Source organism: Pseudomonas sp. F8002, assembly GCF_013385495.1.
GTDB lineage: Bacteria > Pseudomonadota > Gammaproteobacteria > Pseudomonadales > Pseudomonadaceae > Aquipseudomonas.
This window is the reverse complement of the sequence record NZ_JACAPW010000015.1, coordinates 141,459-157,860: the sequence shown is the minus strand read 5'-3', so window position 1 is coordinate 157,860 and position 16,402 is coordinate 141,459. Positions and strand designations below refer to the sequence as shown.

The 16,402-nt window shown below is 60.2% G+C and carries 16 protein-coding genes; 8 read left to right on the top strand and 8 right to left on the bottom strand.

The genetic code is table 11. The features are described from left to right. Positions 1–303 precede the first annotated feature (303 nt). Positions 304–1,767: a glyceraldehyde-3-phosphate dehydrogenase gene (locus HX811_RS12465; protein WP_023659083.1), complete on the top strand. Its 1,464-nt coding sequence runs from the start codon at positions 304–306 to the stop codon at positions 1,765–1,767. 162 nt (positions 1,768–1,929) lie between these two features. Here the strand turns inward: HX811_RS12465 and HX811_RS12460 are convergent, their stop codons facing one another. Together HX811_RS12460 and HX811_RS12455 are read right to left on the bottom strand one after the other, a co-directional pair. Further along, complete coding sequence (locus tag HX811_RS12460; protein ID WP_177008117.1) at positions 1,930–3,228, bottom strand: MFS transporter; 1,299 nt, start codon at positions 3,226–3,228, stop codon at positions 1,930–1,932. 286 nt (positions 3,229–3,514) lie between these two features. Beyond that, positions 3,515–4,057: a chalcone isomerase family protein gene (locus HX811_RS12455; protein ID WP_003218949.1), complete on the bottom strand. Its 543-nt coding sequence runs from the start codon at positions 4,055–4,057 to the stop codon at positions 3,515–3,517. Between the two features lie 236 nt (positions 4,058–4,293). Here HX811_RS12455 and sthA point away from each other — a divergent pair, with 236 nt between their 5' ends. Further along, entirely contained in the window at positions 4,294–5,688 is a 1,395-nt protein-coding gene (sthA, locus tag HX811_RS12450; RefSeq protein WP_003218947.1) for a Si-specific NAD(P)(+) transhydrogenase, read from the top strand. Positions 5,689–5,730: 42 nt separating this feature from the next. On the opposite strand, the gene HX811_RS12445 is transcribed toward sthA, so the two are convergent. Then, on the bottom strand, positions 5,731–6,453 hold the full coding sequence (locus tag HX811_RS12445; protein ID WP_003218946.1) for a glycerophosphodiester phosphodiesterase family protein: 723 nt from the start codon (positions 6,451–6,453) through the stop codon (positions 5,731–5,733). A gap of 66 nt (positions 6,454–6,519) precedes the next feature. Beyond that, positions 6,520–7,104 carry a PilZ domain-containing protein gene (locus HX811_RS12440; RefSeq protein ID WP_003218944.1) on the bottom strand — a complete coding sequence of 195 codons (585 nt, stop codon included), beginning with the start codon at positions 7,102–7,104 and terminating at the stop codon, positions 6,520–6,522. A 94-nt stretch (positions 7,105–7,198) separates the two neighbouring features. On the opposite strand from HX811_RS12440, the gene HX811_RS12435 reads away from it, so the two are divergent. The 3 genes from HX811_RS12435 to HX811_RS12425 are packed head-to-tail and all read left to right on the top strand — an operon-like array spanning position 7,199 to position 10,443. Beyond that, positions 7,199–8,449, top strand: a complete 1,251-nt coding sequence (locus tag HX811_RS12435) for a lipoprotein-releasing ABC transporter permease subunit (RefSeq protein WP_003218943.1) — start codon at positions 7,199–7,201, stop codon at positions 8,447–8,449. Between the two features lie 7 nt (positions 8,450–8,456). After that, complete coding sequence (gene lolD / locus HX811_RS12430; RefSeq protein WP_003218941.1) at positions 8,457–9,140, top strand: lipoprotein-releasing ABC transporter ATP-binding protein LolD; 684 nt, start codon at positions 8,457–8,459, stop codon at positions 9,138–9,140. Positions 9,141–9,198: 58 nt separating this feature from the next. Further along, positions 9,199–10,443, top strand: a complete 1,245-nt coding sequence (locus HX811_RS12425) for a lipoprotein-releasing ABC transporter permease subunit (RefSeq protein WP_003218940.1) — start codon at positions 9,199–9,201, stop codon at positions 10,441–10,443. 118 nt (positions 10,444–10,561) lie between these two features. Here the strand turns inward: HX811_RS12425 and HX811_RS12420 are convergent, their stop codons facing one another. Both HX811_RS12420 and HX811_RS12415 read right to left on the bottom strand, forming a co-directional pair. Beyond that, on the bottom strand, positions 10,562–11,914 hold the full coding sequence (locus HX811_RS12420) for a heavy metal sensor histidine kinase (protein ID WP_177046077.1): 1,353 nt from the start codon (positions 11,912–11,914) through the stop codon (positions 10,562–10,564). After that, positions 11,914–12,594 (bottom strand): heavy metal response regulator transcription factor, encoded by a 681-nt coding sequence (locus HX811_RS12415; protein WP_003218936.1) that lies wholly within the window; start codon positions 12,592–12,594, stop codon positions 11,914–11,916. The genes HX811_RS12420 and HX811_RS12415 overlap by 1 nt, the downstream gene beginning before the upstream one ends. Before the next feature lie 156 nt (positions 12,595–12,750). Between HX811_RS12415 and HX811_RS12410 the strand changes: the two genes are divergently transcribed. Then, a complete protein-coding gene (locus HX811_RS12410; RefSeq protein WP_102368395.1) occupies positions 12,751–13,275 on the top strand; it encodes a plastocyanin/azurin family copper-binding protein in 525 nt (174 codons plus the stop codon). A gap of 57 nt (positions 13,276–13,332) precedes the next feature. Continuing rightward, complete coding sequence (queF, locus tag HX811_RS12405) at positions 13,333–14,163, top strand: NADPH-dependent 7-cyano-7-deazaguanine reductase QueF (protein WP_102368396.1); 831 nt, start codon at positions 13,333–13,335, stop codon at positions 14,161–14,163. A gap of 126 nt (positions 14,164–14,289) precedes the next feature. Here the strand turns inward: queF and HX811_RS12400 are convergent, their stop codons facing one another. Beyond that, positions 14,290–14,556, bottom strand: coding sequence for a DUF4404 family protein (locus HX811_RS12400; protein WP_008437612.1), 267 nt, complete (start codon positions 14,554–14,556; stop codon positions 14,290–14,292). Between the two features lie 110 nt (positions 14,557–14,666). Next, on the bottom strand, positions 14,667–15,278 hold the full coding sequence (locus tag HX811_RS12395; RefSeq protein WP_008437613.1) for a hypothetical protein: 612 nt from the start codon (positions 15,276–15,278) through the stop codon (positions 14,667–14,669). A gap of 195 nt (positions 15,279–15,473) precedes the next feature. Between HX811_RS12395 and HX811_RS12390 the strand changes: the two genes are divergently transcribed. Then, entirely contained in the window at positions 15,474–16,163 is a 690-nt protein-coding gene (locus HX811_RS12390) for a VacJ family lipoprotein (protein WP_008437615.1), read from the top strand. Positions 16,164–16,402: the final 239 nt, after the last annotated feature.

Genomic DNA, 16,402 nt, shown 5'->3' with positions numbered 1-16,402 from the left:
AATTGTAACGGCCCGGAGTGCCGCCTGTCAGTTGCTGACTGAGCCTATTACGGTTTGTAGGAAATGTAGTGGCTAAGACAAACAAAGGTGCCTTTTGACTCATTATGTAGTGCCGAAATCGGTGTATGTTTCGGAGGGTTACGGACACTTTGTCACATTGGTCCAACAGGGGGTGCGCTGGAAGCCGCGTATTTACTGGGCTGCAGAGGGGCGATATTTTTTTGCAAGGGGTTTTGTTGCGGGCCGCGCATTGCTCCGAGGGCGGTCGGGCGGCATAATGTAGCCCCTTTTTTCTGCCCCTACATGTGGAAGGTTCCCGTGACTCAGAAGCCCGACCAGTGTCTTGGTGAATGGATCGACCGTGAAGCACTCGCTGAAGCGATGATTCCGCTTATCGGTCAGCTATACCGCAATAACAACGTGGTGAGCTCGATCTATGGCCGCAGCCTGATCAACCAATCAGTCATCGCGATTCTCAAGGCTCATCGCTTTGCTCGCCATCGTTCTGCCGACGATAGCGAACTCTCCGTCCACGAAACATTCCCTCTGCTTAAAGCCATGAGCGAGCTCAAGCTCGGCGCGGCTTCGGTAGACCTGGGCAAGCTGGCCTATAAATTCCGCAAGGAAGGCGCTGGCCGCACCGCCGAGCAGTTCGTACGTGAAGAAATGGCCGACGTGGTTGGCCAGCAAAACGCCGCAGCCCGCAAAGGCACCGACGTTGTGCTGTACGGTTTCGGTCGTATCGGCCGCCTGCTGGCGCGCATCCTGATCGAAAAAACCGGTGGCGGCGACGGCCTGCGCCTGCGTGCCATCGTGGTGCGTAAAGGTGCTGAAAACGACCTGACCAAGCGCGCGAGCCTGCTGCGTCGTGACTCGGTCCACGGTCCGTTCAACGGCACCATCGTCATCGACGAAGAAAACAACACCATCACCGCCAACGGTAACCTGATCCAGGTGATCTACGCGAAGAACCCGTCTGAGGTGGATTACACCCAGTACGGCATCAAGGACGCACTGCTGGTGGACAACACCGGTGTGTGGCGTGACGCCGAGGGCCTGGGCCAGCACCTGGCGTGCCCGGGTATCGACCGCGTTGTCCTGACTGCGCCTGGCAAGGGCAAGCTGAAGAACATCGTGCACGGCATCAACCACGGTGAAATCACCGCTGACGACAAGATCGTGTCCGCCGCTTCCTGCACCACCAACGCCATCGTGCCGGTGCTGAAGGCTGTGAATGACAAGTTCGGCATCGTTAACGGTCACGTTGAAACCGTTCACTCGTACACCAACGACCAGAACCTGATCGACAACTTCCACAAGGGCGATCGCCGTGGCCGTAGCGCCGCGCTGAACATGGTGATCACCGAGACCGGTGCTGCCACCGCTGCTGCCAAGGCCCTGCCTGAGCTGGCCGGCAAGCTGACCGGTAACGCGATCCGTGTTCCGACGCCGAACGTGTCGATGGCCATTCTCAACCTGAACCTTGAGAAAGCCGCCACCCGTGAAGAGATGAACGAGTACCTGCGCTACATGGCGCTGCACTCCGATCTGCACAAGCAAATCGACTTCGTCAACTCGCAGGAAGTGGTTTCCACCGACTTCGTGGGCTCGCGCCACGCCGGTGTGGTGGACGCTGAAGCGACCATCACTCAAGACAACCGTGTTGTTCTGTACGTCTGGTACGACAACGAATTCGGTTACAGCTGCCAGGTGGTTCGCGTGATGGAAGACATGGCCGGGGTTAACCCGCCAGCATTCCCGCGCTAAGCATCAGCGGTAAATGAAAAAGCCCCGACTGGTTCGGGGCTTTTTTATGTCTGTTGTTTTTGTGTTGTTTGTACCGGCCTCATCGCAGGCAAGCCAGCTCCCACATGTTGATATGTGAATACATTCAAATGTGGGAGCGGGCTTGCTCGCGAAAGCGGCCTATCAAGCGCCGCCGACTATCGAAGCCTGCGCGGTACGCAGTTCATGCCGGTTGCCCTTGAACAGGATCAATGTGGCGATCAAGCCCAGCACCGCCGCGCCGCTGAGCCAGATGCCCGGTGCGGCCTTGTTGTCCAGCACGTGGATCAGGTAGGTACACGCCGCTGGTGTGAAACCACCAAAGGTCGCCGTTGCCAGGCTATAGGCCAGGGAGAAGCCGGTGGTGCGCACTTCTACCGGCATGATCTCGGTCAGCGCTACAACCATCGCGCCGTTGTACGAGCCATACAGGAACGACAGCCAGAGCAGCACGATCAGCAGATGGCTGAAACTCGGGTTGGCCACCAGCCAGGACAGCGCTGGATAAGCGGTGAGGATCGCCAGAATAGTCGCCCCCAGCAGCAGGGGTTTACGCCCGATCTTGTCGGACACCGCCCCCATCACCGGCAGCCAGATGAAGTTCGAGATGCCCACGCACACAGTGACCAGCAGCGCGTCGAAGTCCGACAGGTGCAGTTCGGCCTTGCCGAAGGTCGGGGTGTAGGCGGTGATCAGGTAGAACGACACGGTGGTCATCACCACCAGCGCCATGCCGGCGATGACGATGCCGAAGTTCTGGCCGATCGAGCGGACGATTTCCTGCAGGGTAGGGCGGTGTTTGCGCGCCTGGAATTCCGGGGTTTCTTCCAGGGAGCGACGAATCACGAAGATCACCGGCACGATCAGGCAGCCGATCAGGAACGGCACGCGCCAGCCCCAGTCACCCATTTCTTCCGGGCTGAGCCAGTGGTTCAGGCCTACGCCCAGCAGGCCGGCGAATACCACGGCGGCTTGCTGGCTGGCGGACTGCCAACTGACGAAGAAGCCTTTACGGCCCGCAGTGGCGATTTCCGCCAGGTACACCGACACGCCGCCCAGTTCGACACCGGCGGAGAAGCCTTGCAGCAGGCGGCCGAACAGCACCAGCAACGGCGCCGCGACGCCCAGGGTGGCATACCCGGGAACGCAGGCAATCAGGATGGTACCGGCGGCCATCATCGCCAGGGTGATCACCAGGCCTTTTTTACGGCCGTGACGGTCGATGTAGGCACCGAGGAAAATCGCGCCCAGAGGACGCATCAGGAACCCGGCACCAAAGGTCGCCAGGGACAGCATCAGGGACGCGAACGCGCTGTCGGTGGGGAAAAATGTCTTGGCAATGGCCGTGGCGTAGAAGCCATAGACCATGAAGTCGAACATCTCAAGGAAGTTACCGCTGACAACGCGAAAGATCGCCTTGCCCTTGCCCGTTGTAGTGGACATGTCATGCACTCATTTTGGCTATCTTATTAGTAATCCCTGGTCGCAACCGTCCTTGCTGTTGAAGCTCTGGCACGAGGCTGGCGCTGAACAGTTTTGTAACGATATGTGTATAAGCCACCACAGGCAACAAAAAACCGATAGCAAGCTGGCAAATTGCCGCAGGCCTCCGGGTGATGAAAATCCAATGTGGGAGCGGGCTTGCTCGCGAATGCGGTGTGTCAGTCAGCTTATGAGCCAATGACACACCGCATTCGCGAGCAAGCCCGCTCCCACAGGGTTTTTGCGATCAGTTGAGGAGGGTGTTACGCAGGCTGTCGGACAAGCCTTTTGGTGCCAGCCAGATGCCGAGATAAGCCTTGGCCAGCTCGTCATTGCGACTGCTGAACACCACCGTGCCGTTGATTTCCAGGTTCAGGCCGCGCTGAGGCTGGAAGTCCAGCGCATAACGGTCGCCGCTGCGGATGTTGCGGAAGCTTTTGTGCAATTGATCCAGTTCAGGCTTCAGGCGGGCGAGGGTGGCGGGTGTTTGCTGACGTTCGAGGGTGGCAGTGGCGGCCTTGATCACATCGTTGCGGTCGATATCGCGAAAGTAATACAGCTCCAGGCGCAGGTCTTTTTGCTGATCGAGGGCTTGTTTGGCGCTCAGGTCAGCCGGGGCGAACAATGCCGCCGCATAGACGTCTGCCCACAGGTAGGTCAGGACGGCCTGGTTTTTCAGCACCAGTTGATGAGATTGCGCCGGAAAATCGGCTTGTTTGAGGCGATCAGCCTCATTCGCCAGAACCGGGACCGAAAACATCAGCAATAAACAAATGACGACATGCTTCATAATGGCCAGTCCTGAAAAGGTGCTTGCCTACAGGTTAATTCAATAACGAGCGCCGTGTAGTAAAGGCAAAACTGGCCTACGACGCGACCAAGGGTTAATGTGCGCGACGTTGAGCGTTCTATAGACTGTGCCCCGGCTCACACACTTGAGCCACATTGATCCTTCATGACCGCTGGCCGCGGCATGATTTAGCCAGGCGTCCAACCGTGCGCCCTGGCCTGTTCTGAGGAGTACGCATGGCTGTCTACAACTACGACGTGGTGGTACTGGGTTCCGGCCCAGCTGGAGAAGGTGCGGCGATGAACGCCGCCAAAGCAGGGCGCAAGGTGGCGATGGTCGATAGCCGTCGCCAGGTCGGCGGTAACTGCACCCACCTGGGTACCATCCCGTCCAAGGCCTTGCGTCACTCGGTGCGCCAGATCATGCAGTTCAACACCAACCCGATGTTCCGGGCCATTGGTGAGCCGCGCTGGTTCTCGTTCCCGGACGTGCTCAAGAGCGCTGAAAAAGTCATTTCCAAGCAGGTTGCCTCGCGTACCGGCTTCTATGCCCGTAACCGCGTCGACCTGTTCTTCGGCACCGGCAGCTTCGCCGACGAGCAAACCGTCGAAGTGGTCTGCGCCAACGGCGTGGTCGAGAAGCTGGTAGCCAAGCACATCATCATCGCCACCGGCTCGCGTCCGTATCGCCCGGCGGATATCGATTTCCACCACCCGCGTATCTACGATAGCGACACCATCCTCAGCCTGGGCCACACCCCGCGCAAACTGATCATCTATGGCGCCGGCGTGATCGGCTGTGAATACGCCTCGATCTTCAGCGGCCTGGGTGTATTGGTCGAGCTGGTGGATAACCGCGACCAGTTGCTGAGCTTCCTCGACTCGGAAATTTCCCAGGCGTTGAGTTACCACTTCAGCAACAACAACATCACTGTGCGCCACAACGAAGAGTACGAGCGGGTCGAAGGCCTGGACAACGGTGTGATCCTGCACCTGAAATCCGGCAAGAAGATCAAGGCCGACGCCTTGCTGTGGTGCAACGGCCGTACCGGCAACACCGACAAGCTGGGCATGGAAAACATCGGTGTGAAGGTCAACAGCCGTGGCCAGATCGAAGTCGACGAGAACTACCGCACCTGCGTACCGAACATCTACGGTGCCGGTGACGTGATCGGCTGGCCAAGCCTGGCCAGTGCCGCCCATGACCAGGGCCGCTCGGCCGCTGGCAGCATTGTCGACAACGGCAGCTGGCGCTACGTCAACGACGTGCCGACCGGGATCTACACGATTCCCGAGATCAGCTCGATCGGCAAGAACGAGCACGAACTGACCAAGGCCAAGGTGCCTTATGAAGTCGGCAAGGCGTTCTTCAAGAGCATGGCGCGTGCGCAGATCGCCGGTGAGCCCCAGGGCATGCTGAAGATCCTGTTCCACCGCGAGACTCTGGAAGTGCTGGGCGTGCATTGCTTCGGCTATCAGGCGTCGGAGATCGTGCACATCGGCCAGGCGATCATGAACCAGCCGGGTGAGCTGAATACCCTCAAGTATTTCGTCAACACCACGTTCAACTACCCGACCATGGCTGAAGCCTATCGGGTAGCGGCCTACGACGGCCTCAACCGGCTTTTTTGAGCGGCTCCGGCCGGTGGCCTGAGCCGGCCGGGGAGACCGATTTCAGTAATTCCCGAGGGTGGCAGTGGCCAAACCGGGAAAGTCTGTAATCAGGCTATCTACGCCGAAGTCGGCGAGCCTGCGCATCAGCGCGGGTTCGTTGACGGTCCACACGGACACGTGCAAACCCTGGCGCTGGGCTTTTTCCAGACGCTCAGGGGTGCACAACGTCCAGTTCAACGCCAGAATCTCACAGCCATAGTTGGCCGCGACCTTCAACGGGTCGAGCCAGGCGTATTCGGCTACCAGCCCGCGGGACAGGTCCGGGGTGAGGTCCAGCGCCGCTTTCAACACTTCCCGCGAGCTTGAGGTCACGGTGACCTTGTCCATCAGCCCGAAACGCTGAGCCATTTCCCGGATCGCCAGCACGGTGGTTGCCGCGCGGGTGCGCGATGCGCTTTTGACTTCCAGTTGCCAGTGGTCGAAGTCGCACTGTTCGAACAGCTCTTCCAGGCGCGGGATCGGGCAAGGGTTGACCCAGCCCGGGCCGCCTTTGCGCGCGTCCATCTTGACCAGGTCGGCGGCTGAGTACTCGACGACCTTGCCGCGCCGGTCGGTGGTGCGCTTGAGCGTCGGGTCGTGGATGACCATCAGTTCGCCGTCCATGGACAGGTGCAAATCCAGTTCGCAGCGGCGTACGCCGTGCTTGAGGCATTCCTGGAAGCTGGTCAGGGTGTTTTCCGGTGCTTCGCCTTTGGCACCGCGATGGCCATAAATCAGGGTCACAGTTGCTCCTTTACGCCAGGGTTCCTGGCTGGATGGATGACGCGACGCGCCATTCAATGATCGTATTCAGGTGTCGGATTCGTCGCTTTTTTCCCGCGCCAGGCGCCGTTCCTGGGCCTGTTTCTGCAGGATATAGCGTGCCAGCAACTGGCGTTGGGCATCGGTCATGGCTTCGAATTCCGTGCCGATTTCAAAGCCACCGGTCTTGGCATCGCAATGGGTCACCTTGGCTCGCAGCAACAGCCCGAGGGCTTGCGGCATCAGCACTAGCTTGACCGCCAGGTGGCTGTCGGGCTGGATCGCCGTGGGGTTCAGGAACTCGATGCCGCCTTCGGAAATGACCACGGGCTGCGGCGTACCGATCTCGCCCAGCAGGCTTTGCGCCATGATCTGGCTCAGCAAATCCATGCGTTTGTTCTGCACTTTGAGGAAGGCGGCCAGGGTTCGGTCCCGCTCGCCGATCTGGCGCAGCAGGTGCTGGGATTCGAATTCACTCAGGTGCAACTCGCTGAGCAGATTGAACAGCGGCGAATCATCCAGCAACACTTCCTTGCTCAGCGCTTCTGGGCCCGACAGTGGGGTAATTTCCAGTGCGATCATGTCCTCGATACGGTAGTATTCGCGGCGATCTTCTTCATCTAATGTCGACATGGCGAACCCAAGGCAGCGGTGATGGTCTGAGTGTAAAGCTGCTTACCTGACCCCGCCACAAGGACGTCTTCTTTTCCTCCGAACAAGCCCCGACATGTTCAGACCTCTCTTCGTATTTATTGGCACGCGTTATACCCGTGCAAAACGTCGCAATCATTTTGTGTCGTTCATTTCCCTGACCTCGATGATCGGGCTCGCCCTTGGCGTTGTCGTGATGATTGTGGTGCTGTCGGTGATGAACGGCTTCGATCATGAGATGCGTACCCGCGTGCTGGGCATGGTGCCCCACGCGACCATCGAGTCGGGTGAGCCCATCAGCGACTGGCAAAGCCTGGCCGCGAAGGTCAAGCAGAACCCCAAAGTGCTGGCGGTTGCGCCCTTCACCCAGATGCAGGGCCTGTTGACCAATGACGGCAAGGTGCAGAAAGTCCTGCTCAACGCCATCGACCCGGCGCAGGAACGCAATGTCTCGATCATCGATAACTTCATGCAACAGGGCAAACTGGACGACTTGTCGCCCGGCAGCTTTGGCATCGCTATCGGCGACAAGGCGGCGGCCAAGCTCGGCGTGGGCATCGGCGACAAGCTGACCTTCGTCGCGCCGGAAGTCACCGTGACTCCGGCGGGCATGTTCCCGCGCATGAAGCGCTTTACCGTGGTCGGCATCTTCCATGTCGGCGCCGGTGAGATCGACGGCTACCTGGGCCTGACCAACCTGACCGACCTGGCCCGCCTGCATCGCTGGAAGCCGGACCAGGTCCAGGGCTTGCGCCTGAAATTCAACGACCTGTTCGACGCGCCGCGTACCTCGTGGGAAATCGCCCAGCACCTGGGTGAAAACCAGTACTACGCCCGCGACTGGACCCGTACCCACGGCAACCTGTACCAGGCCATCCGCATGGAAAAAGCCATGATCGGCTTGCTGTTGCTGCTGATCGTCGCCGTCGCCGCCTTCAACATCATCTCCACGCTGGTGATGGTGGTGAACGACAAGAAGGGCGACATCGCGATCCTGCGCACCCTTGGCGCCACGCCGGGGCAGATCATGGCGATCTTCATGGTCCAGGGCACGGTGATCGGCGTCGTCGGCACCTTGATCGGCACCGTGGTGGGGATTCTCGCCGCGCTGAACGTCAGCGCGGCTATCGCCGGGCTGGAAGTGTTGATCGGCCACAAATTCTTGAACTCCGACGTCTACTTCATCGACTACTTGCCGTCCCAGGTGCAGAGCCAGGACGTATTGATGGTCGGCGGCGCCGCGTTGGTCCTGAGTTTCCTTGCCACCCTGTATCCAGCCTGGCGCGCGGCACGTACCCAGCCGGCGCAGGCTTTACGTTATGAGTGAATCGGGCATGAGTGAAAAAGCAATCCTGAGCTGCCGCAACCTGGGCAAATCCTACGAGGAAGGCCCGGAGTCCGTGGTGGTGCTGTCCAACCTGCAGCTGGAACTGCACCCGGGCGAACGCGTGGCGATCGTCGGCAGTTCCGGTTCCGGTAAAAGTACCTTGCTCAACCTGTTGGGCGGCCTTGATACGCCGTCCCAGGGCAGCGTCTGGCTGGCCGGCGAAGAGTTGTCGGCCCTGGGCGAGAAGGCCCGTGGCCAGTTGCGCAACCGTTCGCTGGGTTTTGTGTACCAGTTCCACCACTTGCTGCCCGAGTTCACCGCCCTGGAAAACGTCTGCATGCCGCTGTTGATCGGCAAGACCGCGATCCCGGAAGCACGCCAGCGTGCCCAGGCGTTGCTGGAGCGCGTCGGCCTGGGCCATCGCCTGGAGCACAAACCGGCTGAGTTGTCCGGCGGCGAGCGCCAGCGTGTGGCAATTGCCCGTGCCCTGGTCAACAACCCGGGCCTGGTGATGCTCGACGAGCCGACCGGCAACCTCGACTCCCACACCGCCCAGGGCATCAAGGACTTGATGCTGGAGTTGAGCACCCAGATGCGCACCGCGTTCCTGGTGGTGACCCATGACATGAGCATGGCCCGCCAGATGGACCGTGTGTTGCACCTGCAGGAAGGTCATCTGGTCGCCATCTGACCTGTTTCAAGCCCGGCGCCCGGCGCCGGGTTTTCTATTTTTTCAACGGTGCCCGCGAATGTTCAGACCGTTATCGATTTTCATCGGCACGCGCTATACCCGCGCCAAGCGCCGCAACCGTTTTGTTTCGTTTATCTCGATGACCTCGATGATCGGCCTCGCCCTCGGCGTGCTGGCGATGATCGTGGTGTTGTCGGTAATGAACGGTTTCCAACGGGAAATGAGCTCACGCATCCTCGGCATGGTGCCCCACGCGACCATCGTTGGCGTGAAGCCCATCAGCGACTGGCAGCCGGTAGCAGATGCGGCGATGAAGAATCCGGAAGTCACTGCTGCCGTACCGTTCACACAGATGGACGGCATGCTCTCCTACAAGGGCGCGATGCAGCCGATCGAGATCAGTGGCGTTGATCCGGCCCAGGAAGGCAAGGTGTCGATCGTGGCCCAGCACATCGTCCAGGGCCATCTGGAAGACCTGAAACCGGGCGAGTTCGGTGTGGTGATCGGCGAAATCACCGCCCGGCGTTTTCGCCTGAATGTCGGTGACAAGCTGACCCTGATCGTACCGGAAATCAGCAGTGCGCCCGGTGGCATCACCCCGCGTATGCAGCGTTTGAACGTGGTGGGTGTGTTCAAGGTGGGCGCGGAGCTGGATGGCTCCATGGCCCTGATCCACATGGCCGACGCCGCCGAGATACAGCATTGGGAGCCGAACCAGGTGCAAAGCGTGCGCCTGGCGGTGAAAGACTTGTATGCCGCACCTAAGGTCTCGGCGGATATCGCCGCCAGCCTCGGCGCCGACTACAAGGCCGACGACTGGACCCACACCCAGGGCAGCCTGTTCAGCGCGATGAAGATGGAAAAAACCATGATCGGCCTGCTGTTGCTGATGATCGTCGCGGTGGCGGCGTTCAACATCATCGCGACCTTGATCATGGTGGTGAACGACAAGGGCGCCGACATTGCGATCCTGCGCACCATTGGCGCCACGCCGCGGCAGATCATGGCGATCTTCATGGTGCAGGGGACGGTGATCGGGATCGTCGGTACCTTGATCGGTGGCATCCTCGGCGTGATTGCGGCGCTGAACGTCAGTGAACTGGTGGGTTGGCTGGAGCGGGTCACCGGGCAGCATATCTTCAGTTCGGACGTGTATTTCGTCAGCAACCTGCCTTCGCAATTGCAGGGTGGGGATGTGTTGTTGATTTGCTCGGCGGGGTTTGTGTTGAGCTTTTTGGCGACCATCTATCCGGCGTATCGCGCGGCGAAGATTGAGCCGGCGCATGCCCTCAGGTATTCGTAATTCTTAAGACCGCCTTCGCGAGCAAGCCCGCTCCCACATTTTGACCGCGTTCTTCCTGAATGCACCCGGTCAAAATGTGGGAGCGGGCTTGCTCGCGAAAGGGCCGCTACAGCTTGCATCAATACCCCTGCGGCAACGCCATCACAAACCTCGCCCATCCCGCCCCCGACTCACAGAAAATCCGCCCCCCATGGGCCCGCACAATCGACTGGGTAATCGCCAAACCCAGCCCCGCATGCTCGCTGCTCCCTTCATGACGCGCCGGATCTGCCCGGTAAAAGCGGTCAAACAACCGTGGCAACAATGCCTCGGGAATGCCTTCCCCGGTGTTTTCCACACTCAGCGTCACGCCTTGCATCCCCTCGACAATCCGCACGCTGACTTCGCCACCCGGCGGGGTGAACCGCAACGCGTTATCCAGCAGGTTGGAAATCGCCCGGCGCAACATGCTGCGGTCACCTGAAGTGCTGGCGTTGCCTTCCCGAACCAGCCGCACCTGGACGTCCTCCGCCAGCGGTGCGAAAAACTCCAGCAATGCCTCCACCTCGTCCGCCAGCACCAGGGTTTCGCGCTTGGGCACCAGCAGCCCATGGTCCGCCTTGGCCAGGTACAGCATGTCGTTGACCAACTGCGCCATCCATTGCAGTTCTTCCAGGTTGCTGTGCAGGGCTTCGCGGTAGTCCTCCAGCGCCCGTGGCTGCGTGAGGATGACTTGGGTCTGTGTCAGCAAATTCGACAGTGGCGTGCGCAGTTCATGGGCGATGTCGGCAGAAAACGCCGAAAGGCGCTGGAAGGCATCGTCCAGGCGGCCAAGCATCGCGTTGAAGGACTGGGCGAGTTCCGCCAGTTCGGCGGGCATTTGTTCCTGGGGCAGGCGTTGGGTCAGGGAGTGGGCAGACACGCCGCTGGCGACTTCGCTCATGCGCCTCAGCGGTCGCAACCCGCTGCGGGCGGCCCAGGCGCCGAGCAGGGCGGTGGCCAGGGCGGAAAGGCCGACGGTCAGCCAGATCAGATGCTGCATGCGTTGCAGGAAGTGTTGGTGATGGGTGATGTCGAGCATCAGCGTCAGGCGTGGCGAGTCAGTGTTTCCAGGAATCAGCGGCGCGTTGTACACGCGGTAATCGGTGCCGGCGTTCTGCACGCTGTGCAGGCCAGGCGCCTGGGGCAGGGTGACGCCGGGAGCGCCGTCGAACCAGCGCTGATCGCCGGCGGTGATGCGCAGGGCCAGGTCGGGCTGCCGATTGAGTTCTTCTCGCAGCGTTGTTTCTCGTAAGGCAAATCGTTCTGGCGTGTCGGCACCTTGCAATGTGCTGCGCAGCGCTATCAGCTTGCCGTCGAGCAACTGCTGGTCCAGCTCGATAAAGTGCGCCTCGCTGGCATGGTTGAACAGTACGCCCGCCAGCAGCGAAACCACGGCTGTGCAGCCGGCAAACAACAGCGCCAGGCGGCTGGTCAGGGAAATCCGTTTCATCAACTGAACCGCTCCTCAAGCACGTAGCCCATGCCGCGTACCGTATGGATCAGCTTGTTGGGAAAGTTATCGTCGACCTTCAGGCGCAGGCGGCGGATCGCGACTTCGATGATGTTGGTGTCGCTGTCGAAGTTCATGTCCCACACCTGGGAGGCGATCAGCGACTTGGGCAAGACTTCGCCCTGACGCCGCAGCAGCAGTTCCAGCAGGGAAAACTCCTTGGCCGTCAGGTCGATGCGCTGGCCGTCGCGCTCTACCCGGCGGCGGATCAGGTCCATGCGCAGGTCGGCCAGTTGCAGGCTGGTTTCCTGGGGTGGGCTGCTGCCACGGCGTAACAGGCTGCGCACCCGGGCCAGCAGTTCGGAGAAGGCGAAGGGCTTGACCAGGTAATCGTCGGCGCCCAATTCCAGGCCATGCACCCGGTCTTCCACGGCGTCCCGCGCGGTGAGGAACAGTACCGGCATGTCGAGCCCGGCGTTGCGTACGGCCTGGAGGATCTGCCAGCCATCGCGACCTGGCAGCATCACATCGAGGATCAACAGGTCGTAGTCACCGGTCAGCGCCAGGTGCTGGCCGCTGGTGCCGTCGGCCACCAGCTCGGTGTTGAACCCGGCCTCGGCCAGCCCCTGGCGCAAGTAGTGGCCGGTTTTCGGTTGGTCTTCGACGATCAGCAGTTTCATGGGCGGCTCATGGTTTTACGGGAACACAGACGTTATACCGCGCACATCCGGCAGCAGGCTCAAGCTGACAAAGTTGTAATCTGGCAGTCAGCTGGCTGGCAGCGGCGCGTTCGTAAAGTGTCCCACAGACTGATTCCGAACCTTTGGAGTGTGACCATGTTTTTGCGTAAATCCTGGCTGTTGGCTGGCTGCCTGATGGCGCTGAGTCTTCCGGCGCTGGCTTCCCCGGCTGAAACCTTCGCCTTCGGTGAGGCTGCGCCCGCCGCCAAGGCCACGCGCACGGTGGAAGTGGTGCTGCAGGACATTTCCTTTTCGCCCAAGGCCATCGATGTAAAAGCCGGTGAGACCGTGCGCTTTGTGCTGGTCAACAAAGGCCAGTTGCTCCACGAGTTCAATATTGGCGACGCTGCGATGCACGCCGCGCATCAGCAAGAAATGCTCAAGATGCAGGCCAGCGGCATGCTGACGGCCACCGGCATGGGCAAAATGGACCACAGTGCGATGGGCCACGGCGACATGGGCGGCATGAAACACGACGACCCCAACAGCGTGTTGGTAGAGCCAGGCAAGACCGCCGAGCTGACCTGGACCTTCACCAAGGCCACCGGCTTGGAGTTTGCCTGCAACATTCCGGGGCATTACCAGGCGGGCATGGTCGGCAAGCTGACCGTCAGCCAGTAAGCCATTGACGGGCAAAGGCGGGTAGAATGGCGGCGTTTATTTAGCCAGGTTTCCGCCATGCATCCCGCAGCCGAACATTCGCCGCTGGGCAAGTCCAGTGAATACATCTCCACCTACACCCCGTCGTTGCTGTTCCCGATTCCTCGCGCCGCCAAGTGGGCCGAGCTGGGCCTGAGTGCCGAGACCCTGCCGTATAAAGGCGTGGATTTCTGGAACTGCTTCGAACTGTCCTGGCTGTTGCCATCCGGCAAACCCGTGGTGGCCATCGGTGAATTCAGTATCCCGGCCGACTCGCCGAACATCATCGAGTCGAAGTCGTTCAAGTTGTACCTCAACTCGCTGAACCAGACCGCGTTTGCCGATGTGCAAAGCCTTGAAGCGACGTTGCGCACCGACCTGAGTGCAGCGGCCGGCAAGCCGGTTGGCGTGCGCATCCGCAGCCTGGGCGAGGTTGAAGCCGAAGGCGTGGTCGCGTTGCCGGGTGTGTGCATTGATGACCTGGACATTACCGTCAGCAACTACGAGCACCCGCGCCCGGAACTGTTGCGTTGCGACGATTCGCGCGTGGTGGAGGAGAGCGTCCACAGTCATCTGCTCAAGTCCAACTGCCCGGTGACCAGCCAGCCTGACTGGGGCAGCGTGGCGGTGGAGTACCGCGGCGCGGCGCTGGATCATGCCAGCCTGCTGGAATACCTGGTGAGCTTCCGCCAGCACTCGGACTTCCATGAACAGTGCGTGGAGCGGATCTTTCTCGACCTGCAGCGCTTGCTCAAGCCGCAGAAACTGACGGTGTATGCGCGCTATGTGCGGCGTGGCGGGCTCGATATCAACCCGTACCGCAGCACGGAAGATCTGCAGTTCCAGAACCTGCGCCTGGCTCGACAGTAGCCTTCACCCAAAATAAATGTGGGAGCGGGCTTGCTCGCGAAAGCGGTGTATCAGCCAGCATATGTATCAGCTGACGGACCGCATTCGCGAGCAAGCCCGCTCCCACATTTGTTAGGTGTCGGGCTATTAAATCCCGATGTTACCCAGGGTCACCACAATATTGCGCAAGGTCCCGGCAATGCCCGGGTGCTCCAGTTCGAAGCGTTCTACGGCCAGGTTCACACCGTCGGCGATGCTTGGATCCTGAATGGCACCTTCCAGTGGCTCCTGAACTTCCAGTTCAGCAATCAAATCTCGCAGCTCTTCGCGCTGTTCGAGGGGCATTTCTGGATTCTGATCCAATTGCTCGCGCAAAATTTTGACCTGTTCTTGCAGTTGTTCGCGGGCAGGCATGGCGTTCTTCCTTTTATCGATAGGCACTGACATAGACCGCGGCACGCCGGGAAAGGTCTATGGGCTGACCTGTAGATTAATCCACTGGCGCCGACTGTGCATGATCTCGATCAGGGCTTCTCGCCCTTAAGCTGGCGCAGACTGATGTCGGCCAGGCAGGTCTGCAGTTCGCCCAGGTGGTCAATCACCGAATGCACGCCCAGGCCATAGAGCGCGACAGTGGCTTTTGCGCGCTTATGCTCGCGTTCCTTCTCGGTGAGTGCTTGCCATTGCTGCGGCGAAAGCCCGCACAGTGAGCCACAGGACGCCAGGCCGATGGTCCACAGCCCGGCATTGAGCCCCGATTGCAGCAGGCGTGGCTCGCCGCTGACCAGGACGCAGCCTTCCAGGCGTTCGATATTCAGTTCCATCAGGGCCTGCCAGCAGGCGTGGGGCGCCGGCCAGCGGGTGGAGGAGGGCTTGGCAGCCTTGATCCAGCGGGGTAGCCCGGCGGCCAGCGGTGTGGAAACCGACGCCGGCAACTCGTCCAGCCATGCACAAGGGACGCGCTGTTCTTCGAGGCTGCGCAGGATCTTCAGAGCGCCGACAGTGGCATGGGTATCGCTGGAAGGCGCGGAATCGGCGCGGGCCTGGGAACCAAAGTCCACCAGGCAGCCACTAAGCCCGAACAGTACGGCCGTCAAGGACGGGGTGCTGGCACTAACAATCTCGGCGTGTGGCATTTCGACGTCCCTGAAATAGCAGTGACGCTACCGGACTTGGGTGACAAGCAAGTTACACCCGCAGCAATTGTAGGAATTTTGTGCATTTGCTGAATGACATTTCTGCAAGGCTGCCTAATCTGACACTTCCGTCATATACTGACGGCCTCATTCAGGGCATAGCGCCCATGACAGACCATTCAAGGAGTTCAAGCTATGCGCTGGAGCCAATGTCTAGCTCAGCTGTCCGTATGTGCGAGTATTTTGCTGGTTCCTTTCGTAGCCCAGGCGGCCTCGGAAGATGATCCATGGGAAAGCGTCAACCGCCCGATCTTCACCTTCAACGATACCGTTGATACCTATGCCCTCAAGCCATTGGCTCAAGGCTATCAGTTCGTGACCCCGCAGTTTGTGCAGGACGGGATCCACAACTTCTTCCGCAACATCGGCGACGTCGGCAACTTTGCCAACGATGTGCTGCAACTCAAGCCCCACGCTGCAGGCGTCGACACTGCCCGTTTGCTGATGAACACCACGTTCGGCGTGCTGGGTTTCGTTGATGTCGGCACCAAAATGGGGCTGCAACGCAACGACGAAGACTTCGGCCAGACTCTCGGCTACTGGGGCGTCGACAGCGGTCCTTACGTGATGCTGCCACTGCTGGGCCCAAGCACCCTGCGTGACGCGCCGTCCAAATACGTGGACAGCTACACCCAGCCGTACCGCTACATGAACGATATCGGCTGGCGCAACAGCACCTTCGGCCTGAATATCGTCGACACGCGTGCCAGCCTGCTGTCCTCCGAGAAGCTGATCAGCGGCGACAAATACACCTTCATCCGCAACGCCTACTTGCAGAACCGCGAGTTCAAGGTCAAGGATGGCAAGGTTGTAGACGACTTTTAAGCCTCAGGCTTGAAAGAAGAAGGCGGCCCTCGGGTCGCCTTTTTTGTGGGCGGCATTCGAGGTTTATCCGTGGGTTACGTGCTTACTTTAAGTCGCGGTTTTATGCGTTCTTATAACTACTGGTGATTTGCGATGTAAAGACGCCCGGCGACCATCGCCGTGAGCTTGAAACCCCTGGCGGATGGGAGTACCGTCTGCGCCTTAGAAGGGCACCTCTGCTTTACCTTTGTGCGTCGGCA

Excerpts from the sequence above, each read along its gene's own strand:
- HX811_RS12420 (WP_177046077.1), bottom strand. The coding sequence starts at position 11,914 with ATGAAACGGATTTCCCTGACCAGCCGCCTGGCGCTGTTGTTTGCCGGC.
- sthA (WP_003218947.1), top strand. The coding sequence starts at position 4,294 with ATGGCTGTCTACAACTACGACGTGGTGGTACTGGGTTCCGGCCCAGCT.
- HX811_RS12465 (WP_023659083.1), top strand. The coding sequence starts at position 304 with ATGTGGAAGGTTCCCGTGACTCAGAAGCCCGACCAGTGTCTTGGTGAA.
- HX811_RS12460 (WP_177008117.1), bottom strand. The coding sequence starts at position 3,228 with ATGTCCACTACAACGGGCAAGGGCAAGGCGATCTTTCGCGTTGTCAGC.
- HX811_RS12435 (WP_003218943.1), top strand. The coding sequence starts at position 7,199 with ATGTTCAGACCTCTCTTCGTATTTATTGGCACGCGTTATACCCGTGCA.
- HX811_RS12400 (WP_008437612.1), bottom strand. The coding sequence starts at position 14,556 with ATGCCTGCCCGCGAACAACTGCAAGAACAGGTCAAAATTTTGCGCGAG.
- queF (WP_102368396.1), top strand. The coding sequence starts at position 13,333 with ATGCATCCCGCAGCCGAACATTCGCCGCTGGGCAAGTCCAGTGAATAC.
- HX811_RS12395 (WP_008437613.1), bottom strand. The coding sequence starts at position 15,278 with ATGCCACACGCCGAGATTGTTAGTGCCAGCACCCCGTCCTTGACGGCC.
- HX811_RS12415 (WP_003218936.1), bottom strand. The coding sequence starts at position 12,594 with ATGAAACTGCTGATCGTCGAAGACCAACCGAAAACCGGCCACTACTTG.
- HX811_RS12455 (WP_003218949.1), bottom strand. The coding sequence starts at position 4,057 with ATGAAGCATGTCGTCATTTGTTTATTGCTGATGTTTTCGGTCCCGGTT.
- lolD (WP_003218941.1), top strand. The coding sequence starts at position 8,457 with ATGAGTGAAAAAGCAATCCTGAGCTGCCGCAACCTGGGCAAATCCTAC.
- HX811_RS12390 (WP_008437615.1), top strand. The coding sequence starts at position 15,474 with ATGCGCTGGAGCCAATGTCTAGCTCAGCTGTCCGTATGTGCGAGTATT.
- HX811_RS12425 (WP_003218940.1), top strand. The coding sequence starts at position 9,199 with ATGTTCAGACCGTTATCGATTTTCATCGGCACGCGCTATACCCGCGCC.
- HX811_RS12440 (WP_003218944.1), bottom strand. The coding sequence starts at position 7,104 with ATGTCGACATTAGATGAAGAAGATCGCCGCGAATACTACCGTATCGAG.
- HX811_RS12410 (WP_102368395.1), top strand. The coding sequence starts at position 12,751 with ATGTTTTTGCGTAAATCCTGGCTGTTGGCTGGCTGCCTGATGGCGCTG.